At 57.7% G+C, this 23,788-nt stretch carries 19 protein-coding genes and 1 CRISPR repeat array (1 of these 20 cut by a window edge); of the genes, 14 read left to right on the top strand and 5 right to left on the bottom strand.

Annotated features, from left to right (window positions below; all coding sequences use genetic code 11):
- Nucleotides 1–222 precede the first annotated feature (222 nt).
- The 4 genes from PU634_RS08690 to PU634_RS08675 all read right to left on the bottom strand — a co-directional run bounded on the left by PU634_RS08690 (nucleotide 223) and on the right by PU634_RS08675 (nucleotide 4,452).
- A complete protein-coding gene (locus PU634_RS08690; protein ID WP_306760412.1) occupies nucleotides 223–1,494 on the bottom strand; it encodes a capsule polysaccharide biogenesis protein in 1,272 nt (423 codons plus the stop codon).
- 197 nt (nucleotides 1,495–1,691) lie between these two features.
- Nucleotides 1,692–2,039 (bottom strand): hypothetical protein, encoded by a 348-nt coding sequence (locus tag PU634_RS08685; RefSeq protein WP_306760411.1) that lies wholly within the window; start codon nucleotides 2,037–2,039, stop codon nucleotides 1,692–1,694.
- Nucleotides 2,036–3,445, bottom strand: coding sequence for a cytochrome P450 (locus tag PU634_RS08680; protein WP_306760410.1), 1,410 nt, complete (start codon nucleotides 3,443–3,445; stop codon nucleotides 2,036–2,038). Before PU634_RS08680 ends, PU634_RS08685 begins: the two co-directional genes overlap by 4 nt.
- Nucleotides 3,442–4,452, bottom strand: a complete 1,011-nt coding sequence (locus tag PU634_RS08675) for a hypothetical protein (RefSeq protein ID WP_306760409.1) — start codon at nucleotides 4,450–4,452, stop codon at nucleotides 3,442–3,444. The genes PU634_RS08680 and PU634_RS08675 overlap by 4 nt, the downstream gene beginning before the upstream one ends.
- A gap of 424 nt (nucleotides 4,453–4,876) precedes the next feature.
- Between PU634_RS08675 and adk the strand changes: the two genes are divergently transcribed.
- Nucleotides 4,877–5,521: an adenylate kinase gene (gene adk / locus PU634_RS08670; RefSeq protein WP_306760408.1), complete on the top strand. Its 645-nt coding sequence runs from the start codon at nucleotides 4,877–4,879 to the stop codon at nucleotides 5,519–5,521.
- A gap of 69 nt (nucleotides 5,522–5,590) precedes the next feature.
- A complete protein-coding gene (gene hemH / locus PU634_RS08665) occupies nucleotides 5,591–6,559 on the top strand; it encodes a ferrochelatase (RefSeq protein ID WP_371319591.1) in 969 nt (322 codons plus the stop codon).
- Nucleotides 6,560–6,601: 42 nt separating this feature from the next.
- Here hemH and bioA read toward each other — a convergent pair whose 3' ends face one another.
- Nucleotides 6,602–7,876, bottom strand: coding sequence for an adenosylmethionine--8-amino-7-oxononanoate transaminase (bioA, locus tag PU634_RS08660; protein ID WP_306760406.1), 1,275 nt, complete (start codon nucleotides 7,874–7,876; stop codon nucleotides 6,602–6,604).
- Between the two features lie 111 nt (nucleotides 7,877–7,987).
- Here bioA and bioB point away from each other — a divergent pair, with 111 nt between their 5' ends.
- The 12 genes from bioB to cas6f all read left to right on the top strand — a co-directional run bounded on the left by bioB (nucleotide 7,988) and on the right by cas6f (nucleotide 22,260).
- Nucleotides 7,988–9,019, top strand: coding sequence for a biotin synthase BioB (gene bioB, locus PU634_RS08655; protein WP_306760405.1), 1,032 nt, complete (start codon nucleotides 7,988–7,990; stop codon nucleotides 9,017–9,019).
- Nucleotides 9,020–9,022: 3 nt separating this feature from the next.
- Entirely contained in the window at nucleotides 9,023–10,159 is a 1,137-nt protein-coding gene (bioF, locus tag PU634_RS08650; RefSeq protein ID WP_306760404.1) for an 8-amino-7-oxononanoate synthase, read from the top strand.
- Between the two features lie 224 nt (nucleotides 10,160–10,383).
- On the top strand, nucleotides 10,384–11,139 hold the full coding sequence (locus PU634_RS08645) for a methyltransferase domain-containing protein (RefSeq protein WP_306760403.1): 756 nt from the start codon (nucleotides 10,384–10,386) through the stop codon (nucleotides 11,137–11,139).
- Entirely contained in the window at nucleotides 11,132–11,815 is a 684-nt protein-coding gene (gene bioD / locus PU634_RS08640) for a dethiobiotin synthase (protein ID WP_306760402.1), read from the top strand. Before PU634_RS08645 ends, bioD begins: the two co-directional genes overlap by 8 nt.
- Nucleotides 11,816–11,889: 74 nt before the next feature.
- Nucleotides 11,890–12,768 carry a protease HtpX gene (htpX, locus tag PU634_RS08635; protein ID WP_306760401.1) on the top strand — a complete coding sequence of 293 codons (879 nt, stop codon included), beginning with the start codon at nucleotides 11,890–11,892 and terminating at the stop codon, nucleotides 12,766–12,768.
- A 361-nt stretch (nucleotides 12,769–13,129) separates the two neighbouring features.
- A complete protein-coding gene (locus tag PU634_RS08630; protein WP_306760400.1) occupies nucleotides 13,130–13,966 on the top strand; it encodes a BrxR family helix-turn-helix transcriptional regulator in 837 nt (278 codons plus the stop codon).
- Nucleotides 13,967–14,066: 100 nt separating this feature from the next.
- The gene (gene cas1f / locus PU634_RS08625; RefSeq protein ID WP_306760399.1) at nucleotides 14,067–15,044 is read left to right on the top strand and encodes a type I-F CRISPR-associated endonuclease Cas1f; all 978 of its coding nucleotides are present in this window, start codon (nucleotides 14,067–14,069) and stop codon (nucleotides 15,042–15,044) included.
- Entirely contained in the window at nucleotides 15,041–18,346 is a 3,306-nt protein-coding gene (cas3f, locus tag PU634_RS08620) for a type I-F CRISPR-associated helicase Cas3f (protein WP_306760398.1), read from the top strand. Before cas1f ends, cas3f begins: the two co-directional genes overlap by 4 nt.
- A gap of 49 nt (nucleotides 18,347–18,395) precedes the next feature.
- A complete protein-coding gene (csy1, locus tag PU634_RS08615) occupies nucleotides 18,396–19,694 on the top strand; it encodes a type I-F CRISPR-associated protein Csy1 (RefSeq protein WP_306760397.1) in 1,299 nt (432 codons plus the stop codon).
- Entirely contained in the window at nucleotides 19,687–20,655 is a 969-nt protein-coding gene (gene csy2 / locus PU634_RS08610) for a type I-F CRISPR-associated protein Csy2 (RefSeq protein ID WP_306760396.1), read from the top strand. The genes csy1 and csy2 overlap by 8 nt, the downstream gene beginning before the upstream one ends.
- A 2-nt stretch (nucleotides 20,656–20,657) precedes the next feature.
- Nucleotides 20,658–21,695, top strand: a complete 1,038-nt coding sequence (gene csy3 / locus PU634_RS08605) for a type I-F CRISPR-associated protein Csy3 (protein ID WP_306760395.1) — start codon at nucleotides 20,658–20,660, stop codon at nucleotides 21,693–21,695.
- A gap of 1 nt (nucleotide 21,696) precedes the next feature.
- Nucleotides 21,697–22,260 carry a type I-F CRISPR-associated endoribonuclease Cas6/Csy4 gene (cas6f, locus tag PU634_RS08600; RefSeq protein ID WP_306760394.1) on the top strand — a complete coding sequence of 188 codons (564 nt, stop codon included), beginning with the start codon at nucleotides 21,697–21,699 and terminating at the stop codon, nucleotides 22,258–22,260.
- A 129-nt stretch (nucleotides 22,261–22,389) separates the two neighbouring features.
- Nucleotides 22,390–23,788: direct repeats of the CRISPR family, unit length 28 nt; unit sequence GTTCGCTGCCGCACAGGCAGCTCAGAAA (it continues 1,870 nt past the right edge of the window).

The following is a 23,788-nucleotide window of genomic DNA, read 5'->3' as shown; positions in this document are numbered from 1 at the left end:
TTTAATTGAAGAGATATTCGTTAGCGGCAGCTACAAATAAAAAAGGCACGCTACCGCCCTTGGGGTGCGGCTCCCAATGTGCCGATGCCACTTCCTTGTGCGCCGTCTCGCAAATTGCAAGGCGGCGTTTGTCTGGCGAGAGATATTATCACCGGATTTGTGTTATTTCGATGACGGCTCGCTCAAGTGTTTGATTTATGGCCAGTTCGATTAAAGTCCGGCTCAGGCCACTTCTTTTTTACCTTTTTTACCATTTGCCGCGGTGGGCAGATTAATGACGCGCGGGTGTTTTATGGGCGGCTCGGCCTGTTGTTGCAGCCGCTGCCAGATTTGCCGGCAGGTGTTGTCCGGCTCGGCATAAAAGCTGCCGTTCAGCTGGGTGCGCTCCAGCAAAAAGGCTCTAAGGCGTTTGAACAAGTCCACGTTTACCGGTTGTGGCGTACGCCAGAAAGTTGCCAGAGGCCCCTGGCTGGTGAGGTCGGGAATGTCGTACAGTGCCTTGCCCAGGGTAATGGTGGGCACATGGTGAAACAGCGCCGACAGGCCTACTGTGCTGTTTACCGTTACCACGCCCTTGCAGTGGTGGTAGAGGTCCGGCAGGTGCAGTTCAAAGCCGTAAAACACTCTGTCTTTAATGCCCAGTTCGGCGGCCAGTGAATGAATAAGTTGGGTGTAATTGGTGTAGCCCCGATCCATGGGATGGTGCTTGAACAGCAGCACATCCTGCCGGGGAGCACAGGCAGCGAACGAGGCTATAATGTGCCGAATGGATTCGGCCACGTCGTTAAAAGGGGAGTGGGCTCTTATCTGAAAGTCGTCGGCTACCTGCAGCGGCACCAGAAAAATATGCTTCGAGTGCCGGTCAATCAGCTGCTGTTGCAGGCCCTGGTCGTGGGCGCTGTGGGTATATTTGGTGTACCAGCCCTTGAGCCAGGCAATGCCTTCTTTCCAGTAGGGGCGGTGGCGGTGGTGCACATAGTGCCGGAAGCGCCAGCGGCAGCAGTGCATGCTGAAGTAATAGCGCATGGCATAGTAAATGCGGCGTTTGAAACTGGCGCGAATGTCGAACTGGTGCTTAACGTGGGTGGGATCTTGTTTGGGCAGCTCGTCGGCTAGTTTGCCAAACCAGGGGCTGTGGGCGTTTACGCCATTTTGCTCCAGGGTAATGTAATGCGGGCGCAGGTACCCTTCTTCAAATACAAAAAAGCGAATGTTATGGCTCAGGCAGTAATGACGGGCTACGGCGTGGTATTCACGGCAGTCGCTGTAGCAGAACAGGGTGTCAATTTCATTTTCGCTAATGTAGTTGTGCAGAAAATGGCGCCATTCGGGCAGGGTGCCGGTGTAGTGCACATTGGTGCCCCTGCAGGGCCAGCAGCCGTCGCCGCCGTTGAAGTGAATTTTATGAACACAAATGCCCTGCCCGGTTAAAAAGCGGGAAAAGTGCTGAAAAAAAGGCCCCAGCGGCCCCTGCAGTAGCAAGGCTGATTTCATCAAGAGTCCCGTATGAGTTTTTATTGTTATGTCCGTGCTTTTGCGCGGGCGTATCCTACCACAGGGCGGTGCCGGGATTAATATCAAATATTTATTACGGCCTCCTTTGGGGGCTGTCAGCTTTAAGTCGAACCCTACCCTATACCTCCCCTTACCAAGGGGGAGGCCGGGAGGGGGTTTCTTGTAACTCACGGCTGTTATTTGATGGTTTGTTTGTGCAGCCCTTTTTGCAGCATCAAATCCACCAGGGGCTGTTCGCGCTTGTTGGCCCGCTGGCAGTGATCCTGCTGAAAATGGTTGGTCAGCCAGATCACGAAGCGGGCCCAGCGCTTGTTGTTGCGCTCCCGCCAGGCGTGGGACGACACCGACTCCCAGGCGTAGCCGTTGAACACGGAGGCGTTTACAAAGTGGTCCAGCGCGCGTACTCCGGCGCGGCCGCGCTCCACCCGGCCCATAAAACCCACATAGCAGATGATGAGGTAGCCCACTATGGCCAGGGGCACCACGGCGCACATTAATATAAAGCCGGCAATGCGTTCTTTCATGCTTGGTTCTTGCTCCTTGGAGTGAGGTTGAGCTGCAGGCCATTCTCGGAGCGAATGGTGAGCCTGCCCACAGGCTGAGGCACAAATCCTTCGGGCAGCGAAATGTGATAGTGCTGCAGAATGCTGGCCAGTATAAGGCTGGATTCCTGCTGGGCAAAGGCGGCACCTATGCACACCCGCGGCCCGGCGCCAAAGGGCAGGTAAGACTTGCTGAGCGGAGTTTTCAGCTGCTTGGAAGTGAAGCGATAGGGATCAAACTGGTGCGGCTTGTGCCAGTAGTCCTTGTGGCGGTGAATAAGCCAGGGGGACACCATGACCGAGCTGCCGGCTTTCATTTTTTTGTCGCGCATTTCGCCGGCATGGGCGCATTCACGGGCCAAAAAGCCCACTGGCGGGTAAAGACGCAGGGCTTCGCGAAACACATCTCGTACCAGCACCATTTTGCGCAGAGCTTCCACGCTCATGGCTTGTTCGGCCAGCACCCGGGTGACTTCTGCATGGGCGTCTTGTTGTATGTGCGGATGGGTAGCCAGCAAATAGAGCGACCAGGTCAGCGAGCTGGCGGTGGTTTCGTGCCCGGCCAGAAACAGCATGGAGATTTGATCCACGACTTCATCAAAGCCAAAGGGCTGGCCGGTGGCGGTGTCTGTGGTCAGCAGCAGGGAAGACAAAATGTCCTGCTGTTGCTCCAGCTTGGCTCTGGCCTGCGGACAACCGGCGCGGGCGGCTTCGGCCTGCTGGTAGCGGGGGCGAATAATGTCTTCTATGGTGCCGCGAATTTCTTTCGCCGCTGCCATGCGCCGGCGTTCGCTGCTGCCCCGCTGCAAGAAAGCGGGCAGACGGAACATTTTCATCAGTGCCAGTTTGGGCGACTCGGCCTGAAAGCGTGCAAAGGCATCGAGAATGCGGTTGGCCTGTTCGGCATCGAGCCTGGCCGACATGATGGTGCGAAAAATGATGTCGGCGGTCACAAAGGTCATTTCCGGGTCTATGTCCTGCCCGGGCCGGTGGCTTTTCAGGCGTTCAAGCATGTCGTTGGCGGCCTGTTGCATCAGCCCAAACACCTGTTGCACCCGGGCGTGCTTAAAGGCGGGATCGAGCATGTTGCGCTGTTTTTGCCATTGTTCGCCGTTGGTGGTGAATATGCTCTCTCCCAGCAGTGGCTCGAGAATGTCGCCCAGCATGGCGTGTTTGGGGAAGTCGGCCATGTTCTGCACCATGACCTTTCGCACCAGCTCGGGCTGGTTCACCATATACAGGGTCAGGCCGGGCAGTTTGTATTCGCCCATTTTCATGCCGTAGCTGCGTTCATACAGGGCATCCAGCCAGGAGTGGCGTTTGGTGAAAAACACTTTCCACAGCGAGGCCTTGCTTTTGGCGGGCCTGGGAAACACCGGGCAGGTCATAACTGTTCCTTTAGTTGGCTGCTAATGGCTTCGGGCCCGGCGGTAAAGGCAAAAAAGTCGTAAGGGCCGGGCTTGTCGGTGGCCATCAAATATAAAAAGTGCATGGTATACCAGGCCCGGCGCAGTTTTTTATAGCGCGCTGGCCGGTAGAGGGTGAAAAAACGGGGCGAGAGCAGGTGTGGCCCGGCATTGGGCGCGCAGCGTTGGCCGCAGGAGGTAACCGGGTTAAGCAGCGGAAAGCAGGCTCCGTCGGTGGGGGCGGTGTAGTCCAGCCACAGTAGCTGCTCATTTTGCCCCAAGCATTGCAGGCTGGCGCGAAAGTCAGCGGCGGCAGCGTGAAAGCTGAGCAGTGGAATGCAGTGCCCTAGGGTGATCAGCACTACCCGCTGGTTGGCCAGTTTTTCCGGGCTGTGTATTTTCTGCAGAGCCTGGGCCAGGGCTGGAACCACCACCATGGTGCCCACGCTATGGGCAATGACCACTACTTCGTCGTTGGTGTCGTCGTTAATGGCATTGGCCATTTGCTCGGCAAAACGGTCAATGCGGGGGCCCAGTTCGGATATTTGCCCTTTGGCCCAGCGTGCCGAGAAAGCGTAGATGCGCAGCAGCCAGAATACTGCCAGTTTGTTGCCCAGGTGTTTGCTGGCGTGCATCAGCAGCAAAAACAACACCAGGCCTGCCGGCAGTTGTGCGTAGGCCCAGGGCAACTGGCCGGCGGAATGAGTCGCCAGCCAGCCGGAAAGAAGCAGACACAGCAGTAAATAAACGGCCGGGTAAAGTCCGGCCATCAGTTGTTTGGGCGATGCCTTGGCAAAGCGCACGACCTTGCCCGAAAAAACATAGGCCTGCAGAAAACAAACCAGATCGCCCAGAATTGCCAGCCAGCCCCTGGCCCAGTGGCGGCGCACTATGTCGTCCCAGCCCAGGTAGCTGTAGCGGCTTTGGGTGTGTTCTGTATTCAGTTGCCAGTAATGGGTGTGTGCGCTATCGCGGCTGCGATTTGACACATGAATGTGCAGGCCGTTTACGTTTGCCTGCAATGCCGATTGTTCGCGGTAAAGGCGGTGATAATGTCTGGCTCCGCGAGGATCGAAGCCGTGAAGATAAAATACCTGCCGTTGTTTAATGCGGGCCAATTCGTTGTTCCTGGCTGATTAAAACGGCGAACAGAGTACCTGAATTTGGCTGGTGCGCACACCCCTCCCAGCCTTCACCCTTGGCAAGGGGGAGGAGCGAACCCCCTCCCGGTCTTTCCCTTGAATAAGGGGAAAATGCAGAATGTCTTCCTCCCTTGCCAAGGGGAGGGGTTGCAAACCTGCCGCTTATATCATCAATAGGTCTAACGGACCGGGCTGTTACTTGTTCCCATGGCGGTGTCGTGACACAATCAGGCCCAATTTGTGAATGACTAATCAAAAAGAGGACGCTGTTATGCGCATCGTTTTGCTGGGTGCTCCGGGCGCGGGTAAGGGAACGCAGGCTCAGTTCATCATGGAGAAGTTCGGTATTCCGCAAATTTCGACTGGCGACATGCTGCGTGCCGCTATCAAGGCCGGCACTCCGCTGGGCCTGAAGGCCAAGGAAGTGATGGACAACGGCCAGCTGGTGTCCGACGACATCATCATCGGTCTGGTTAAGGAACGTATCAGCCAGGACGACTGCGCCAAGGGCTTTCTGCTCGACGGCTTCCCCCGCACCATTCCCCAGGCCGATGCCATGAAGGAAGCCGGTGTGAATGTGGACTTCGTGCTCGAATTCGCCGTGCCCGACGAAGAAATCGTCAAGCGCATGAGTGGCCGCCGGGTGCACCCGGGCTCCGGCCGGGTATATCACCTGGTGTATAACCCGCCCAAAGTGGAAGGCAAGGACGACGTGACCGGTGAAGAGCTGGTGATCCGCGCCGACGATGAAGAAAGCACCGTGCGCAAGCGTCTGGCCGTGTATCACGAGCAGACCGCTCCGCTTATCGACTACTACAAGCAGGAAGCCGACGCCGGTCGCACCAAGCACTACAAGGTGGATGGCACTCAGTCGGTTGAAGCTGTCAGCCGTGAGCTGACCGACATTCTGGCTTAAGCCGGCATGGTTCAAGCCGGGCCCACAAGGGTCCGGCTTTTTGTTGTTTGTATCAAGGCAGGTAACAAGGTGAAAACAGGCGTTTTACTGGTCAACCTGGGTACGCCTTCCGCTCCCACCTCGGCGGCGGTAAAGGCCTTTCTCAGTCAGTTTCTGCACGACCACCGGGTGGTGGACTTACCCCGCTCGCTGTGGTGCCCGCTGCTGCACGGCATTATTTTACCATTTCGTTCTCCCAAGGTCGCCAGGCTCTACCAGTCCATCTGGTGGCCGGAAGGCTCGCCGCTGATGGTGATCAGCCGTCGCCAGCAGGCGGCATTGCAACAGGCGTTGCAGGACGAAGGCATAGACGTGCCGGTGGCCCTGGGCATGAGCTATGGCGAGCCGTCCATCGGCTCGGCCTGGCAGCAGCTTAAGGATCAGGGCGTGGATCGGGTGATTGTGTTGCCGCTGTATCCGCAGTATTCGGTGAGCACCACCGCCTCGGTGTTTGATGCCTGGGCCAAACTGATGAAACAGGAGCGGCTGGTGCCGGCGCTGCGCTTTGTGCACGATTATCACGACTTCAGCGGTTACATCGGCGCTCTGGCGGATTCGGTGCGGACTCATTGGCAGGAGCACGGCCGGGGCGACATGCTGTTGCTGTCCTACCATGGTATTCCCAAGCGCTTTGAAAACGAGGGCGACCCTTACGGCCGGCAGTGCCATCGCACTTCCGAGCTGCTGGCACAAGAGCTGGGGCTGGAGCCGCACCAGTGGCGCACCACCTTTCAGTCGCGCTTTGGCCGGGAAGAATGGCTTCAGCCTTATACCGACGAAACCATGGCAAGGCTTCCCAAAGAAGGCATCGGGAAGCTGGATGTGATCTGCCCCGCCTTTGCCGCCGACTGCCTGGAAACCCTGGAAGAGATAGCCGAGCAGAATAAGGACATCTTTCTCAAGGCCGGGGGGGAGCAGTATCATTACATTCCCGCCCTGAACGACAACTCCGCCCACATTCGCATGCTGGTGGATCTGGTGTGCCGCGAGCTGGTGTGATTTAACTCCAACCCTCCCCTTCACAAGGGGAGGGCGTATACATCAGTACGGCAGTTCTTCACACACCGCCAGCATGGCGGCGGTCAGCCGGCTCAGCTCCTCGGGCTGCATAATGTAGGGCGGCATGATGTAGAACAGCCTGCCAAAGGGCCGAATCCATACCCCCAGCTCTACCAGCCGTTTTTGCACCTCGGCCACGTTCAGCGGCTGATGCAATTCAATTACGCCAATGCCGCCCAGCACCCGCACATCGGCCACCGAATCAAGCTCAAGCGCCGGGGCCAGCTCCCGCTTCATTTGCGCTTCAAGGGACGCAATGCGCTGCTGCCAGGGCGTGCTCAGCAGCAGCCTGAGGCTGGCCAGCGCCACGGCGCAGGCCAGCGGGTTGGCCATAAAGGTGGGGCCGTGCATCAGCACCCCGGCGGGGCCGTTGCAGATGGTCTCGGCCACCTGCTGGGTGGTAATGGTGGCGGCCATGGTCATGTAGCCACCGGTAAGCGCCTTGCCGATGCACATAATGTCCGGCGCAATGCCGGCCCATTCGCAGGCAAACAGTTTGCCGGTGCGGCCAAACCCGGTGGCGATTTCGTCGGCAATCAGCAGCACTTCGTAGCGATCACAGAGCTCGCGGGCACCTTTGAGGTAGTCCGGGTGATAAAAGCGCATGCCGCCGGCCCCCTGTACCACCGGCTCCAGGATCAGCGCCGCCAGCTCGTGATGATGCCGTTCAAACACCGCCTCAAGGGCCTGCAAGTCACGTGCATCAAAGTCGCCGTCAAACCGGCTTTGGGGTGTGGGCACAAAGATGTGTTCGGGCAAAAAGCCCTTGTACAGACTGTGCATGCCGCCGTTGGGATCGCACACGCTCATGGCGCCAAAGGTATCGCCGTGGTAGCCCCGGCTTAAGGAGGCAAAACGGGTTTTGGGCGTGCCCTTGCCGTGCCAGTACTGAATGGCCATTTTCAGCGCCACTTCCACCGACACCGAGCCAGAATCCGCCAGAAAGAAGCGATCCAGCCCCGGTGGCAGCACGTCTGTCAGTGTCCGGCACAGCGCAATGGCCGGATCGTGGGTCAGGCCGCCAAACATCACATGGGCCATTTTGCCCAGCTGGGCGGTGGCGGCGGCGTTCAGCTCGGGCACATTGTAACCGTGCAGGCAGGCCCACCAGGACGACATGCCATCCACCAGCCGGCGGCCGTCCTTCAGCTGCAGGTGCACGCCGCTGGCGCTGTCTACTTCGTAGCAGGGCAGGGGGCGGGTGAGGGAGGTGTAGGGGTGCCACAGATGGTGCAGATCGAATTCCGGATTGGTCATAAATAAATCAAACGTAAACTTGCTTGTTGGTTTGTGATTGACAGGCTAACACCGGCCCTTACACTAGCCAAGCGAAACACCTTTATAACCAATCAAGCAAAAGGCCTCAGCATGAGCCGTACACTCTGGACCCGCGAGCAAGTGCTCGAACTGTTTGACCGCCCGTTTTTCGATCTGCTGTTTGAAGCCCAGCAGGTGCACAGGGCCAACTTCGACCCCAACGAAGTGCAGGTAAGCACCCTGCTTTCCATCAAGACCGGCGCCTGTCCGGAAGACTGCAAATACTGCCCCCAGAGCGCCCGCTACAACACCGGGCTGGAAACCGAACGGCTGATGGAAGTGGAAAAGGTGCTGGAGCGGGCCCGCGAAGCCAAGAGCAACGGCTCCAGCCGGTTCTGCATGGGCGCGGCCTGGCGCAATCCCAAGGAGCGCGACATGCCCTATCTGGTGAAGATGGTGCAGGAAGTGAAGGCCATGGGGCTGGAAACCTGCATGACCCTGGGCATGCTCAACGCCGACCAGGCCGGCCGGCTGGCAGAAGCCGGACTGGATTATTACAACCACAACCTCGACACCAGCCCCGAGTTCTACGGCGACATCATTACCACCCGCACCTATGCCGACCGGCTTAACACCCTGGAAAACGTGCGCGAGGCCGGCATGAAGGTGTGCTCCGGCGGCATTGTGGGCCTGGGAGAAACCCCGGAAGACCGCGCCGGCCTGCTGCTGGCCCTGGCCAACCTGCCGCGCCAGCCCGAAAGCGTGCCCATCAACATGCTGGTAAAGGTAAAAGGGACTCCGCTGGAAAATCAGGACGATCTCGACGACTTCGACTTTATCCGCACCATTGCCGTGGCCCGCATTCTGATGCCCAAGAGCCACGTGCGCCTCTCGGCCGGCCGCGAGAAGATGAACGACCAGATGCAGGCCCTGTGCTTTATGGCCGGTGCCAACTCCATCTTTTATGGCTGCAAGCTGCTCACCACCCCCAACCCGGACGAAAACAGCGACATGCAGCTGTTCAAGCGGCTGGGCCTGCGCCCCAGCGGCGTGAGTCAGAAGCCCGACGAAATGGCGGAGATTGAACTGCACGAGCAGATTGCCGAGCAAAACGCGCCCAAACCACTGTATTACGAAGCCTGAATCATGCCCTTTAACCTGAGCCTGGCCGGGCGCGCCGCCGCCGGGCTGAAACGCAGTGTGCCAGCCATTGACCGGGTAAACGGCCGCTGGCTGCACGCCGGTGGCGAGCAATATCTCAACTTTGCCGGCAACGACTACCTGGGCCTGAGCCGGGCTCCCGAGCTGCAGGCGGCCAGTGAACAGGCGGCGCGGGACTACGGCGTGGGTGCCGTGGCTTCGCCGCTGGTGGTGGGCCATCAGGCCATCCACCGGGAGCTGGAAGCCGAGCTGTGTGACTGGCTGGGGCTGGAGGCGGTGATGCTGTTCAGCTCCGGGTTTTCCGCCAATCAGGCGGTTGTCAAGGCGCTGCTTGGCAAGGAGCACACCCTGTGGCAGGACAGGCTCAACCACGCCTCGCTGCAGGAGGCCGGCCTGCTCAGCCCGGCGCGCCTGGTGCGCTTTGCCCATAACGACATGGCCGCGCTGGAGGGCAGGCTCAGGCCATCGGCGGGGCTGATTGTGTCGGAAGGGGTGTTCAGCATGGACGGCGACACCGCGCCCTGGCCCGAGCTGGTGAAGCTGGCCCGGCAAAGCGGCAACTGGCTGATGATCGACGACGCCCACGGCCTGGGTGTGCTGGGCAACGAAGGCAGGGGCACGCTGGATGAACAGGGGCTCGCCCCGACCAGCGTGAACATCTTTATGGGCACCTTCGGCAAGGCGCTGGGGGTAAGCGGCGCCTTTGTCGGCGGCAGCCGGGCGCTGGTGGAGTATCTGCACAATTTCGGCCGCAGCTACATCTACAGTACGCACTTGCCTCCGCCCCAGGCCGCCGCCGTGCTGGCCGCGGTGCGGCTGGTGCGCCGGGCCGACGACAAGCGGGCGCACCTGCGCAATCTGGTTTCGCAGTTTCGCGCCGGGGTGGCCGCATTACCGCTGCAACTGCTGCCTTCCGCCACAGCCATACAGCCCCTGGTGGTGGGCGAAGAAGCCGCTACCCTGGCGCTTGCCGCCGCGCTCAAACAACAGGGGCTGTGGACCGGCGCCATTCGTCCGCCCACCGTGCCCAAGGGCTCGGCCCGGTTGCGCATTACCCTGAGCGCCGCTCACACCGAGGCCGATGTGCAACGGCTGATTGATGCCCTGCACAGTGCTTTGTAGGCTCGGCTTTAGCTGGGCAATCCGGCCAACAGGCGATGCCGTTGTCCCAATAAATTGGGGCCTACAAAACAACGTCACTCACGCGAAGGCGGGAGTCCAGGGCATGGTGCACCATATGAGCTTGAGTACACAGCCGCCTGCAGAATAGATCCCGGCTCGAAGGCCGGAATGACCTTACTTAAAGCTGACAGCTTATGGCTTACAGCTGATTTCCGGAGAACTCCATGCAACAGGTGGATAAACACCGGGTGGCCGCCGCCTTCAGCCGGGCGGCCACCAGCTATGACCGCCACAACGCCCTGCAGCGGCGCAGCGGAGAGGCGCTGCTGGCGCATCTGCCGGCGCGGGCGCACACCGGGCTGGATCTGGGCTGTGGCAGCGGCTGGTTTGCCCCCATGCTGAAACAGCGGGCACAGCGCCTGCTGGCGCTGGACTTGTCCCCCGCCATGCTGCAACAGGCGGCCACCCGGGCCGAGATTACTCCCCTGTGTGCCGACATGGATGCCCCGCCTGTGGCCGAGGCCAGCCTCGATTTCATCTTCGCCAACCTGTGCATGCAGTGGAGCAGCGACACCGCCGCCTGGCTTGACAACTGGAGTAAACGGCTCAAGCCCGGTGGTGTGATGGTGTTTTCCACCCTGCTGGAGGGCAGCCTGGCGGAGCTGGCCGCAAGCTGGCAAGCTCTGGATGATCACGCCCATATCAACCGTTTTATTGCCGAGCCGCTGTTGCGTGCGCAACTCGCTGCCACCGGCCGCGACTGGCAGTTGCATACCGCCACCGAGCAGTTGTTTTATCCCGAGCTCAAGGGCCTGTTGCTCGATCTCAAGGGCATTGGCGCCAACCAGGTGAACGGCCAGCGCCGGCGCGGCCTGCTGGGCAAGGCCGCCTGGCAGCGGCTCAATCTCATCTATCCTAAAAACCAACAGGGCCACTGCGTGGCCACCTACCGGCTGGCATATGGAGTGATTTATGGTTAAGACTTTTTTTGTGACCGGCACCGACACCGAAGTGGGCAAAACCTTTGTTACCCGCGCCCTGATGCGCGCCGCCAAAGAGGCGGGCAAACAGGTGCTGGGCTACAAGCCGGTGGCCTCGGGCTGTGAGCTGACAGACGGCAGCCTCAGGAATGAAGACGCGCTCACCTTGCAGGCCGAGTCCAGCATTCGGCTGCCCTATGCCATGCATAATCCTTACGCCTTCGCCCCGGCCATTGCCCCGCACATTGCCGCCGAGCAGGCGGGGGAAGTGATTGCACTGCCCCGCATTGCCGAGGGGCTGGCCCGGCTCAGGGAGACCGCCGCCGACTGGATTTTTGCCGAAGGCGCCGGCGGCTGGCGACTGCCCCTGGGGCAGGGCCATTTTCTTTCCGACTGGGTAAAGAAGGAGCACCTGCCGGTGATCCTGGTGGTGGGGGCGCGCCTTGGCTGCATTAACCACGCCCTGCTCAGCCTTGAAGCCATTCGTCACGACGGTCTGGTAGTGGCCGGCTGGGTGCTGAACCGGGTGGATGCTCACATGAGTCACTATGAGGAAAACGCGGCCACCCTCAAGCAGCTGATTTCCGCTCCCTTTCTGGGCGAAGTGCCGAGGCTCACCGAGCAGGAGGCCGAGACCGCCCAAAGCTTTATTGATCTTGCACCGCTGCTGAAATAATTCATCATGGCCATCTTGAAATTCCCATAAGCGGACATATTATGTCTGCAGTTACCTGAATGTAAGGAAGGGTTATGAAACGCATACTGTTGTTTATTGCCACCAACCTCGCCGTGGTCCTGGTGCTGGGCGTGGTGCTGAACATAGTGTTTTCGGTGCTGGGCATTGACAGCCGCAGCATTGGCGGCCTGCTGGTGTTCTGTGCCGTGTTTGGCTTTGGCGGTGCCACCATTTCGCTGTTTATGTCCAAGTGGATGGCCAAGCGCGCCTACGGCGTGCAGGTGATTGAACAACCTCGCAACGAAATGGAGCACTGGCTGTTCACCACAGTGCAGCGCCAGGCCCAGCAGGCTGGCATTGGCATGCCGGAAGTGGGCATTTACGACTCTCCCGACATGAACGCCTTTGCCACCGGCGCCAGCCGCAACAGCTCGCTGGTGGCGGTGTCCACCGGCCTGATGTACGGCATGAACCGGGATGAAGCCGAAGCCGTGCTGGCCCATGAGGTGAGCCACGTGGCCAACGGCGACATGGTTACCCTCACCCTGATCCAAGGGGTAGTGAACACCTTTGTGATGTTCTTTGCCCGCATCGTGGCCAACGTGATCAGCGGCGTTCTCAGCAACAACAGCGAGGAAGAAGAAGGCGGCGGCATGGGCGGCATTGCCTACTTCGCTACCGTCATGGTGCTGGAGCTGGTGTTCGGCATTCTGGCCTCCATCATCGTGATGTGGTTCAGCCGTCAGCGGGAATACCGTGCCGACGAAGGCGGCGCCCGCCTGGCCGGCCGCGAAAAAATGATCGCCGCCCTCGAGCGCCTGCGCCACGGCCCGGAATCGCAGCTGGAAGGTTCTCTCGCCGCCTTTGGTATTAACGGCAAGCGCCACAGCGAGCTGTTTATGAGCCACCCGCCGCTGGAAAAACGCATTCAGGCGCTGCGCGGCCACCGTTAATTTTTGCAAAAACCCTGTAGTTTGGTCTCTTGTTTAACCCCGGCTTGCCGGGGTTTTTTTATTGGCACAAAACGGCAACCCAGAATCACACTTCAGCAGGGCAACCTGAACTTCTATCGTTGTGTCATCTCCGCGAAGGCGGAGATCCAGGGCATATTGCACCAGGTGCTCGCCCCGCAGGTGGCCAAAAAAGTGATGGGCTGATCAGTCTCCCCGATTCGGCTCGCTTATTGAACAGTTATATGATGCAAGCGGCAAAGTCACTGCATTTTGCGTGTCGTGATTTTCATTCCTGAACAATACCCCTTGTTATTCTCCGGCCAAATGCCTTTAATGGTGAAAAACAAAAAGCACGGACGCCATGATAAAACCCGAACTCCATCGCCGTTACTGGCTGATTGAGCTTGTCAGCCATTGGGAAGGCCGGCTTACCACTGGACACCTGCGGCAGTTTTTTGGCCTGAGCCGTCAGCAGGCCAGCAAAGCCATCAATCAATATCAGCAGGAACATACCGGTAATCTGGAATATTGCGCGTCGCGCAAGGGCTATTTACCTGCCCAAGGTTTTCAGCCCTTTCATATTTCAGGCGACGTAGCCGAGTATCTCAACTGGATGACCGGCCAGAGCGCTCACGCCATGCCCACCGAGCCCGGCTATGGGCTGGCCCATCATATTTTGCGGTTGCCGGCCAGGCAGGTGTCTGCGCAGGTGGTCCGGCGATTGGTAAACGCACTGCGCCACCATGAGCGGCTGGAAGTGGACTATGGCGCGGTAAGCAGTGCCGACCGCCAGGGCCGCATTATTGTGCCGGTGCGCTTTGTAAACACCGGCAGCCGCTGGCACCTGCGTGCCTGGTGCGAAAAAGCACAAAACTACCGTGACTTTGTGCTCAGCCGCTTTCACGGCACGCCCGAGCCGGAAGGCACACTGCTGGCACCACTGCCGCCCGACACCGGCTGGAATACGCATATCACCCTCAATATCAGCCCCGATCCCCGTTTAAGCCCCGAACAACAACAGGCTCTGATCCACGACTACGCCATGGAAAACGGCCAGCTCAAAATAAACACCCGCGCCGCCCTGGCCGGTTACCTGCTAAAGGAAATGCAGATAAACACCAAAATGCTCGACGGTAACCCCGCCGCCCAGCAACTGATCCTCGCCAATTACGATGAGGTGAAGGAGTGGTTGTTTTGAAGACCTGTAAAGTGAGGCGACATGTTTTTTGTACAGGGTTGGCCCTTTGGCAACAGAAAGGGCAGAGTAGAAAAATAGCTATTTAAGGAAGGGCAATCTCATGGATGATTTATCACCGTCAGATCTGAAAACCATACTGCACTCCAAGCGGGCAAATATTTATTATCTGGAATATTGCCGGGTGCTTGTTAAGGGCGGCCGGGTGGAATATGTCACCGATGAAGGGCGCCGTTCCCACTACTGGAACATTCCCATTGCCAACACCACCACGGTTTTACTGGGAACAGGCACTTCCGTGACCCAGGCTGCCATGCGGGAGCTGGCCAAGGCGGGGGTGCTGGTCGGTTTTTGTGGTGGGGGCGGAACCCCTTTGTTCAGCGCCAATGAAGTAGATATTGATGTGGCCTGGTTTTCTCCACAAAGCGAATACCGGCCCACCGAATATCTGCAGAGCTGGGTACGATTCTGGTTTGATGATGAACAGCGGCTGGAAGCGGCGCGAAAAATTCAACAGGCCAGACTGGATCAGTTGAAAAAGCACTGGCTGGATAACCGCCAGCTAAAAGAACAAGGGTTTGATATTGCTGCGGACCATCTGGTACCGCTGCTGGAGCAGCACCGGAAAAATATTCAGCAGGCAGTCAATGTCACCGGTTTATTGACCGAAGAAGCGCGCCTGACCAAGCATCTGTTCAAGCTGGCGGCCAGAGCCGTGTCTTATGGCGATTTTGTGCGTGCCAAGCGGGGTAGCGGCACCGATCCGGCCAACCGTTTTCTGGATCATGGTAACTATCTGGCTTATGGCCTGGGAGCCACGGCCACCTGGGTGCTGGGCTTGCCTCATGGCCTGGCTGTGCTGCACGGCAAAACCCGCCGGGGCGGCCTGGTGTTTGACGTGGCCGATCTGGTGAAAGATGCATTGGTTTTGCCTCAGGCGTTTTTGTCTGCTGTAAAAGGTGAAGAAGAGCAGGAATTTCGCCATCGCTGTATTGAGTCGCTGACCCGCGCCGAAGCCCTGGACTTTATGGTCGATACCTTAAAGGACATAGCAACAGAACTTGGGGGAGCGGCATCATGAATGTGTTGCTGATTTCCCGTTGCAGTAAAAATGCACTCACCGAAACCCGGCGCATTCTGGACCAGTTTGCCGGGCGGAAAGGGGACAGAGCCTGGCAAACGCCCATTACCTGGGACGGTCTGACTACCTTGCGCAAGTTATTGCGCAAGACCGCCCGTAAAAATACGGCGGTGGCCTGTCACTGGATCAGAGGCAAGGATCATAGTGAATTGATGTGGATCGTAGGCGATAACAGCCGCTTTAATGCGGAGGGCACAGTGCCGACCAACACCACCGGGCGAAACATTCTGCGCCAGCAGGATGAAAATGACTGGCATACCGCAGAAGACATCAAGTTACTGGCAGCGCTGGCGGCATTACTCCATGATTTGGGCAAGGCCTGCAAGGCATTTCAGTCAAGGCTGGTGGGTAAAGGTCCGCAAGGTGCCAACCTTTACCGGCATGAGTGGATATCGCTGCGTTTGTTTCAGGCATTTGTGGGTAATGATGACGATGCTGGCTGGCTCTCTCGCCTGGAGAATGCAGATAAATTCAGTCATGACTGGCTGGATAACCTGGTAAAGGACGGGCTGGATAATACGGATCCTTATCCTTTTCGCTCGCTACCACCGCTGGCTCAGGCCATAGGCTGGCTGATTATCACCCATCATCGTCTGCCCGGCCGGCCCAGCCTGGAAGGGCTCAGGGCGGAAGAGCTTGATATGCCGCTGGCGGATATAGATTCACAGTGGAATCAGCGTACAGACAATCCTGACCCCAAAGAGATAGCGCCTTACTGGACCTTTGAAGCGCCGTTGCCGGTGGTCACGCAGCGCTGGCGTACCCAGGCGGCAAAATATGCTCAGCGTTTACAGCAGCGCCGGGAGCGAGCACCTGATGGCTGGCTGACGAATGCTTATGTTATGCACCTGGCCCGTTTATCGCTGATGCTTTCTGACCATCACTATTCCAGCCTGTCTGAACCCAACCTGCGCGTTAAGGGCGAAGATAACTATCCACTTTATGCTAATACCAACCGAAAAACCGGCGAGCTTTGTCAGCGGCTGGACGAGCATCTGCTGGGCGTGGCCAAAGTCAGCCGCAGTGTCAGTCATCATTTGCCGACCCTGAGTGAAAACCTGCCTCGCCTGGCACGCCATAAAGGATTCAGAAAACGTAGCCAGCATGCGCGTTTTCGCTGGCAGGATCATGCTTTTGACCTGGCCGAAGGCTTAAAAACGCGTGCCGCCCGGCAGGGTTTTTTCGGCATCAATATGGCCTCCACCGGCTGCGGTAAAACATTGGCCAATGGCCGTATTTTGTATGCGCTGGCCAATCCTCAGCAGGGGGCGCGATTTTCCGTGGCACTGGGGCTAAGAACCCTCACGTTGCAAACCGGTCAGGCCTATCGTGATCGCCTGCATCTTGGGGATGATGAGCTGGCCGTCAGGGTAGGCGGCAGTGCCAGCCGCCAGCTGTATGAATTTCATGAAGCTCAGGCCGAGGCCAGTGGCTCGGCATCGTCCCAGTCTCTGGTGCCGGAAGACAGCCATGTGGTGTTTGAAGGCAATTTTGCCGATCACCCGGTGCTCAAAACAGCCGGCCATGACGACAGGATCAAGGCCCTTATTTCGGCACCCGTGCTGGTATGCACAGTCGATCACCTGATCCCGGCAACGGAAAGCGAGCGGGGCGGCCATCAGATTGCGCCCATGTTGCGCTTGCTCAGCAGCGATCTGGTGCTGGATGAAATTGATGACTTCGATATCAACGATCTGCCGGCACTCACACGCCTGGTCTATTGGGCGGGTCTGCTTGGCAGCCGGGTATTGTTGTCTTCAGCCACCATTCCCCCGTCCTTGTCGGAAGGGTTGTTTCGTGCCTACAAGGCAGGGCGGGAACAATTTCAGTGCAACAGGGGAGAGCCGGGCACGGCGGTAAACATCTGTTGTGCCTGGTTTGATGAGCATGACCGCATGCATGAAGACTGCCCGGATGAAGCAAGTTACGTCCGGGCACACCTGCGTTTTGTAGAAAAGCGGTCTCAGAAGCTTGCCCGGGACGGCATACGCCGGCGGGCAGAGCTGTCACGCCTGACCACATTAACCGGACAGTCTCAGTTGTTACGCCAGGGGTTTGCACAGGATCTGATGCAGCAGGCCATGGTTTTGCATCAGGCGCACTACACGGTGGATCCGCATTCGCAAAAACGGGTGAGTTTTGGCTTGGCACGCATGGCCAACATTGAGCCTATGGTGGAAGTGGCCAAAGCCATTTATGCCATGGGGGCCGAAAGCGGCATCCTTATTCACCTTTGTGTTTACCACTCTCAATATCCGTTACTGCTCCGTTCAGCCATTGAGCAGCAGCTGGATAGCGCACTGAACCGAAAAGACAGCAATGCCGTGTTTGAGCTGCCGGAGATTCGCCGGCGAATTGATACTTATGCGCAGCAGGATCAGCTGTTTATTGTGCTCGCCAGCCCGGTTGCAGAAGTGGGCAGGGACCACGACTACGACTGGGCCATTGTAGAGCCTTCCTCCATGCGCTCGCTGATTCAGCTTGCCGGCCGTGTTCGCCGTCACCGGCCAGACGTGTACGAAGTGCCCAATATTGCGCTGTTACATACCAATCTGAGAGCGCTGGAGCACAAGGGCAAGCCCGCCTTCTGCCGGCCCGGTTTTGAAAGCGCCGACTTTTTACTGAGCAGCCATGATCTGGAACAGCTGCTGTTGCCCGAAGAGCGGAATGTGATTGATGCCAGGCCCCGAATTTTGCCCCGCAGCGAGCTGAACCCCAGAGCCAGTCTGGTGGACCTGGAGCATGCCCGGCTGCAGGCACAAATGCTGGGTGAGCGAGCGCCCCAGGCGGCAGCGGCTGGTAATAATCGCCGGCGGCGCAGAACTGAGCCGGTACAACCACTGTCTGCCGCCAGTTGTTATCAGCGTTCAGGTGCCATGCTCACATCCATTCTGCAGCGCCGGCAGCCGTTTCGGGAAAGTCATACCGTGCAGGATGACCTGGTGCTGTTGCCCGATGAAGACGGCGTGAACGCACAACTGCACAAGATCGAGTTCAGCCGGGAGCAACGCAAGGATGTTTATATTCCGGTGGATCACCTGTTGCACCGGGTGCAGCTTGCTTGTGCCGAAGGGGTAGTGACCTGGGGCGCGGAAGATTACCTGACTGCGCTGGAGACGCTGGCCGAAAAAATGGAGCTGCCTCTTGATGTTTGCGCGCGGCGTTTTGGCACCCTGTCACTCGATCAAAAAGATAATGGCTGGGAGTTTCACCCGGCCCTTGGGTTTACCGTGCGCCGTTAAAGTAGGGCGCTTGCGGCTTGACGTTATGGATTTAACTTAAGGAGGCAACATGGCACAGGAGCCCGGCGCACGAAGCGCAGAGCTGCGCCAGTTGATGCAGTCATTTATTGATGAGCGACTGGCAGCCAAGCTTGAAAAACTGGAGCCTGATGATCCCAAATATCAGGAATTACAGCTTCAGTATCAATATGAAAACTGGATAGAGGATGCAGCGCGGCGTGTTGGTCAGCTACAGGTTGTTTCTCACACGCTCAAAGCCACACACCCGGATGCCAAAGGCACCAGCCTGTTCGTTTCTCCCGACACCTTGACCGCTCAACCCTGTGGTGTTGGCAGCCATTTGCTTGAAAAAGACTATGCCACCGATGTTGTTGGCAATGCGGCAGCATTGGATGTCTATAAATTCCTCAAACTGGAATATCAAGGCAAGACACTACTGGCCAGAGCTCTGGAGCAGGATGCAGCCTTGCTGGCAGCATTGAATGACGATGTTTTAAAGGCCAGGGAATGGCTTGATGCCTTTTCATCAATCACAGATAACAAAGGCGACGTACGTTCCAGCTCGCGCGCCAAGCAAATTTACTGGCTTACCGGCGATGATCCAACCCAAAATGATCATTTTCATCTGTTATCGCCGCTCTATCCCTCATCACTGGTACACAGGGTATACCAGCATATTCAGCATGACAGGTTCAGTGAAGAGGCCAAGGCTGCCCGTCAGGCAAGGCGTGATAATAAAGCATCGGAAACGGGATATGCCGATTATCCAAACCTGGCTGTTCAGAAACTGGGAGGCACCAAGCCCCAGAACATTTCCCAGCTCAACAGTGAGCGCGGCGGCAATAATTATCTGCTGTGCTCGCTGCCGCCGGTCTGGCGGAGCCGGGAACAGCGCCCGCCACTGAAGACAGACTCCGTGTTTCCACGCTTTGTGCGCAGTCAGCAGCCCCGCTGGCTATTGGTTAAACTGCGTGAGTTTTTGCTGAGCAACCCACCGGCCAATGTGCGCACCCGCACACGGGTAGATGCTTATATTGATGCCCTGATAGATGAAATGATCCTGTTCAGTGCTTATTTTCAGCAACTGGAGCCAGGCTGGTCTGCCGATCCCGATTGCCAGCTGGTGGAGGCGGAGCAGCTCTGGCTGGACCCCATGCGTGCTGCACAGGATGAAGACTTTGCCGCTCGCCGAATGGCGGGTGAGTGGGTAAAAGAGGTACAGCATCGTTTTGCCAACCAGATAAATAAGGCACTGGGCAAACTGCCGGTGGGGGATGGCGAGCACAGCGAATGGATGAGCCGTGTTCATAAAAAACTGAATGCACTGCGGGAGGTGCTTGATGACTGAACCGAACACCCTGCTTATTTTGCCGCGACTGCGCATTCAGAATGCCAATGCTATCTCCGGCAACCTGACCTGGGGCTTTCCAGCCATGACGGCGTTTGTGGGCATGAGCCATGCCCTTGAGCGCAAATGTGCCGCCGCCGGCCTCAAGGTGTCCTTTCCCGCCATTGGTGTGGTGTGCCATCACCATGAAGCGCAAGTTACTCAGGGCGGATATCAGCGATCGTTTCATCTTACGCGCAACCCCGTGGATAAAACCGGCAAAACCGCCGCCATTGTTGAAGAAGGTCGTATTCACCTGGAGCTTAGCTTGATTCTGGAAGTGGATCTGCAGGACGAACGGCTGAGTGGCAAAGCAGAGCAGGCAGCGTTTGCCCAGCAAGTGGCGGACCTGATTGCTACCCTGCGGGTGGCCGGTGGCACTGTGCAGCCAGCCATGCCCGGCCAAAGAGAGCATCATCCCTGGCTGATTAACGTGGATGAAGACGTAGATATTCGTAAAAAGCAACTTCGTCGTTTAACGCGGCAGTTGTTGCCCGGCTTTGCCCTGGTGCTGCGGAGTGATCTGTTGCAGCAGCACCTTGAAGTGAAGCAACAGCAGGATCCCGATGCCGACTTGCTCGATGCCTGGCTGGATTTGTCTCGCCTGAACCATGAATGCCGGCAAGTGGAGGACAGTGTTGAGTGGATTATCAGGCGGGATCATCCGGGTTGGCTGGTGCCCATTCCTGTGGGATTTGCTGCACTGTCGGAACTGTATGATGCCGGGCAAGTGGAAGCCGCCCGGGATCAGACCACCCCTTTCCGGTTTGTGGAAGGATTGTACTCCATCGGGCAATGGCTCAGCCCCCATCGTTTCGAACGCTTTAACGACTTTCTCTGGTATGTGGACAACCGTCTCGATACCGGTACTTACCGTTTGAATAATGACTATTCCCTGAACCAGCAAGACAAGGAGTTTTGAACATGGCCAAGCAAGATACTTTGAAAACTGCATCCGTACTGGCGTTTGAGCGCAAGCTGGATGTATCCGATGCGCTGATGTTTGCGGGTAACTGGGAAGAGCGAGAGCAGACGAGCAACTGGCTGCCGGTTGAAGTCCGTGAAAAGTCCGTTCGCGGTACCATCTCCAACCGGCTGAAGGCCAAGGATCAGGATCCGGCCAAGCTGGATGCGGCCATTGAAAACCCCAACCTTCAAACCGTGGATGTGGCGACTTTGCCCGGAAGCGCCGACACCCTGATGGTAAAATTCACGCTGCGGGTATTGGCGGGGGCCGGTATTCCTTCTGCCTGTAACAATGCGGATTATCAGCACAAGCTGACCGAAGTGATCAAGGGGTATGTGCAGCAGCATGGTTTTTCGCCACTGGCCCAGCGTTATGCCTGTAACCTCGCCAATGCCCGGTTTCTGTGGCGTAACCGGGTAGGGGCGGAGCAGGTGGAAGTGCAGGTTGCCAGGCTTAAACAGGGTAAGCATGAGCAGGTATGGAATTTTGATGCTCACAGCTATTCTCTGCGCAACTTTGAGGAAGCTGGCAATAACCCCGCTGGTTTGCAGGAGCTGGCACAGCAGATTGAGTTTGGTCTGGCCAATGAACAGCATGTGTTGCTGGAAGTGACCGCTTTTGCCCGCCTTGGCGCCGGCCAGGAAGTGTTTCCGTCCCAGGAGCTTATTCTCGACAAGGGCAAGAATGACAAAAGCCGCACGCTTTACCAGGTGCAGGGCATTGCCGGTATGCACTCTCAGAAAATCGGCAATGCATTGCGTACCATCGACACCTGGTATCCGCAGGATGAGAATGTGCCGCTGGGGCCCATCGCCGTTGAACCCTATGGCTCGGTCACTACGCAAGGCAAGGCCTATCGTCAGCCCAAGGCCAAAGCCGACTTTTATAACCTGCTGGATAACTGGGTACTGAAGGACAAGGTGCCGGCAGAAGGGGATCAGCATTTTGTCATGGCCACCCTGATCCGTGGCGGGGTGTTCGGGGAGGCGGGTTAACATGGATATCTATCTTGAAATCAGGTTGCTGCCGGAACCTGAGTTTCCGCAGCATTTTTTGATGGGTGCCCTGTTTGGAAAGTTGCACCGTGCGTTGGTTGAACTGAAAGCCGATAACATCGGCCTCAGTTTTCCGGACTATAGCCTTGCTCCTCGTGGCCTGGGAGAGCGACTTCGGTTGCATGGTACAGAGCAGGCGCTGTCAGCTCTGATGGCTCAACACTGGCTGAAAGGCATGAGCGATCATGTGCAGTGCTCGGAAATGTTACCTGTGCCGGATAATGCCCGGTTCCGAACCGTGTCACGGCGGCAGTTTAAAACCAGCAGTGAGCGTTTGCGCCGCCGCCGAATGAAACGCAAAGGGGAGACCTATGAGCAAGCGGCCGAAGCCATTCCCCGTCATGTAGAGCGTTCGCCGGAACTGCCTTATGTGCAATTGCGAAGCCAGAGCACCGGGCAGAATTTTCACTTGTTTATTGAGCAGGGAGAGCTGCTGGCTCAGCCTCGAAAAGCAGCGTTCAGCAGCTATGGGCTGAGCACCAGGGCAACTGTGCCCTGGTTTTGACCCTTTTCTTTGGCTGAAAAACCAAGCCATTTAAATCAATCACTTACTTTGCCCCTGAAGAAAAGGGGCAAAGGGTGATTTATAGAACTTGTTCTTTAACAATCAGGACGTTACAGTTTTTAGTGTCTAGTTCGCTGCCGCACAGGCAGCTCAGAAATTATAGGTCAAGGGGAGCATGAGAAAGCGGCTGTTCGCTGCCGCACAGGCAGCTCAGAAACGCTGGAACCATCTGGTGGATGAATGGCTGGTGTTCGCTGCCGCACAGGCAGCTCAGAAAAATAGCAAAGCGCCCCATTCTGGGTGAGCGTCGTTCGCTGCCGCACAGGCAGCTCAGAAAGTGGATAACGCCTATGCCGGCGCTCGCCTGGGCGTTCGCTGCCGCACAGGCAGCTCAGAAATGGACACAATACGGGTGTGGGAATCAACCGGGGTTCGCTGCCGCACAGGCAGCTCAGAAATAACCACCGGAGCGACCTTCACGTTCGAGGGCGTTCGCTGCCGCACAGGCAGCTCAGAAAAACCACAGCGGAGACACGCACGGCGACGAGTGGTTCGCTGCCGCACAGGCAGCTCAGAAATTGAACCCTGGTTTGTGGGTTGAATGGCACTTGTTCGCTGCCGCACAGGCAGCTCAGAAAGGCCGCCCAGGCGAGCGCCGGCATAGGCGTTAGTTCGCTGCCGCACAGGCAGCTCAGAAATCATCGCCGTAGACGCTGGGGTACGTTATCTCGTTCGCTGCCGCACAGGCAGCTCAGAAACGCTCAATGCGCAGCCCGTCGTTAAAGGTGATGTTCGCTGCCGCACAGGCAGCTCAGAAATTGCCAATCGGCAAGCCGGTGATTAACCGGATGTTCGCTGCCGCACAGGCAGCTCAGAAAATTAATAACCTCTGCTCAGTTGCCCGCCGGGTGTTCGCTGCCGCACAGGCAGCTCAGAAACTGTGGATGGGTGGGTAATCACACGAATGGTGGTTCGCTGCCGCACAGGCAGCTCAGAAAGTCACCGAGCAGGAATTGCATAATGCACTAGCGTTCGCTGCCGCACAGGCAGCTCAGAAAACAGCTTTCACATATTGCTGTGATTGTTTCGCGTTCGCTGCCGCACAGGCAGCTCAGAAATGACAGTACAGTCCACGCATTCAGCGCCCGAGGTTCGCTGCCGCACAGGCAGCTCAGAAAATATACGGGTCAAGTTTCCGCTTACCCGTGAAGTTCGCTGCCGCACAGGCAGCTCAGAAACGACCGGTGTCACGCTCACCGACGAAAGCGGGGTTCGCTGCCGCACAGGCAGCTCAGAAATAACCCTCATTAACTTTCTATCTAAAGAGATAGTTCGCTGCCGCACAGGCAGCTCAGAAATTCCAATGAATGCTGTTGGGATAACTTTTTTTGTTCGCTGCCGCACAGGCAGCTCAGAAATTGAGGGGGTAATCGGCCTGCTCATGTCGGCAGTTCGCTGCCGCACAGGCAGCTCAGAAAAGCCGAACGAACGGGTCAGACAGGCCGAACGCGTTCGCTGCCGCACAGGC

The sequence above is a fragment of the Oceanimonas pelagia genome, from assembly GCF_030849025.1.
GTDB classification, from domain to species: Bacteria; Pseudomonadota; Gammaproteobacteria; order Enterobacterales; family Aeromonadaceae; genus Oceanimonas; species Oceanimonas pelagia.
The sequence above is the reverse complement of the archived record's forward strand: the minus strand, read 5'-3'. Positions and strand labels throughout refer to the sequence as shown.

What these genes read in the sequence shown, in the direction of transcription:
- PU634_RS08630 (WP_306760400.1), top strand. Translation starts at nt 13,130, where the DNA reads ATGATAAAACCCGAACTCCATCGCCGTTACTGGCTGATTGAGCTTGTC.
- adk (WP_306760408.1), top strand. Translation starts at nt 4,877, where the DNA reads ATGCGCATCGTTTTGCTGGGTGCTCCGGGCGCGGGTAAGGGAACGCAG.
- bioF (WP_306760404.1), top strand. Translation starts at nt 9,023, where the DNA reads ATGCCCTTTAACCTGAGCCTGGCCGGGCGCGCCGCCGCCGGGCTGAAA.
- htpX (WP_306760401.1), top strand. Translation starts at nt 11,890, where the DNA reads ATGAAACGCATACTGTTGTTTATTGCCACCAACCTCGCCGTGGTCCTG.
- bioA (WP_306760406.1), bottom strand. Translation starts at nt 7,876, where the DNA reads ATGACCAATCCGGAATTCGATCTGCACCATCTGTGGCACCCCTACACC.
- csy3 (WP_306760395.1), top strand. Translation starts at nt 20,658, where the DNA reads ATGGCCAAGCAAGATACTTTGAAAACTGCATCCGTACTGGCGTTTGAG.
- cas3f (WP_306760398.1), top strand. Translation starts at nt 15,041, where the DNA reads ATGAATGTGTTGCTGATTTCCCGTTGCAGTAAAAATGCACTCACCGAA.
- PU634_RS08645 (WP_306760403.1), top strand. Translation starts at nt 10,384, where the DNA reads ATGCAACAGGTGGATAAACACCGGGTGGCCGCCGCCTTCAGCCGGGCG.
- PU634_RS08680 (WP_306760410.1), bottom strand. Translation starts at nt 3,445, where the DNA reads ATGACCTGCCCGGTGTTTCCCAGGCCCGCCAAAAGCAAGGCCTCGCTG.
- cas1f (WP_306760399.1), top strand. Translation starts at nt 14,067, where the DNA reads ATGGATGATTTATCACCGTCAGATCTGAAAACCATACTGCACTCCAAG.
- csy1 (WP_306760397.1), top strand. Translation starts at nt 18,396, where the DNA reads ATGGCACAGGAGCCCGGCGCACGAAGCGCAGAGCTGCGCCAGTTGATG.
- cas6f (WP_306760394.1), top strand. Translation starts at nt 21,697, where the DNA reads ATGGATATCTATCTTGAAATCAGGTTGCTGCCGGAACCTGAGTTTCCG.
- csy2 (WP_306760396.1), top strand. Translation starts at nt 19,687, where the DNA reads ATGACTGAACCGAACACCCTGCTTATTTTGCCGCGACTGCGCATTCAG.
- PU634_RS08690 (WP_306760412.1), bottom strand. Translation starts at nt 1,494, where the DNA reads ATGAAATCAGCCTTGCTACTGCAGGGGCCGCTGGGGCCTTTTTTTCAG.
- bioB (WP_306760405.1), top strand. Translation starts at nt 7,988, where the DNA reads ATGAGCCGTACACTCTGGACCCGCGAGCAAGTGCTCGAACTGTTTGAC.
- PU634_RS08685 (WP_306760411.1), bottom strand. Translation starts at nt 2,039, where the DNA reads ATGAAAGAACGCATTGCCGGCTTTATATTAATGTGCGCCGTGGTGCCC.
- bioD (WP_306760402.1), top strand. Translation starts at nt 11,132, where the DNA reads ATGGTTAAGACTTTTTTTGTGACCGGCACCGACACCGAAGTGGGCAAA.